Below are 815 nucleotides of genomic sequence, written 5' to 3' on the forward strand. Positions count from 1 at the left end.
TTCCTCGGTGGCGATCCACACGACACGCCTACCTGTCCTGGTGACCTCGGCGGCGATATGAATTGCCCACGCGGACTTCCCGATTCCCTCGTCACCATATAGATGGTTGTAGGCGTTGGAGACGATCATTCCGGGTACGGCCCACTTCGGCGGCTCCGCTGCTGGGGCACTACTGAGGGGCAGGAAGCGCACACCGTCGATCTTCACTTCCCCGGCTCGGGGATGCTCGGGGTCGATGATGTTGCCGTTGCCGTCGACAATCCAGCCGTCGTCGTTGCGGTCGGCTCCGATCATGCGCGGCCCTCGCGGATCGCGAGCAGCTCTTCGATGAGCATGTTGAGCTTGTCGGAATTGAGGAAGACGAGCCGCCTACCGTCGATTCTGATCACTGCGCCCGGGGCGTTACGGCGTGGTTCAACACTGAAGCAAAGCATAGGGGATTCCTTTGGAATGCGAAAGGGCCGCAACCCGATTCGGCTGCGACCCTTGATTTGAATGCGCACTATCGGCGCGGTAGTGGTGTTCTCGAAAACACCTTCTCTTTAATCTTACCATGTGATCCTGGTAGCGAGATCAATATCCAGGACACTTGTCAATAGGTTGGCGGATAATGTGAGCAATCCAATATTCACGTCGGGGCGTCCACCCCTCTCGTTCACCCCGACGCACACTCAAAGCCATGAGCCACGAGTACCGCATCACAGCCGTCCACCTCGAACCCACGAACTCCCAGCGATTCGAACACATCACAGCCGTAATGGCCGCACGAGTCCACAGCGGAGAGTCCGTCCAGGATGACGAGCGTGAGCGGTCAC

At 58.7% G+C, this 815-nt stretch carries 1 protein-coding gene; it reads right to left on the minus strand.

Going from position 1 to position 815, the window contains the following annotated elements:
* Nucleotides 1-294: AAA family ATPase (locus FK268_RS22995; protein WP_146437769.1), on the minus strand; the 294-nt coding region annotated here is incomplete at its 3' end.
* Nucleotides 295-815: the final 521 nt, after the last annotated feature.

Source organism: Tsukamurella sputi (assembly GCF_007858445.1).
GTDB classification, from domain to species: Bacteria; Actinomycetota; Actinomycetes; order Mycobacteriales; family Mycobacteriaceae; genus Tsukamurella; species Tsukamurella sputi.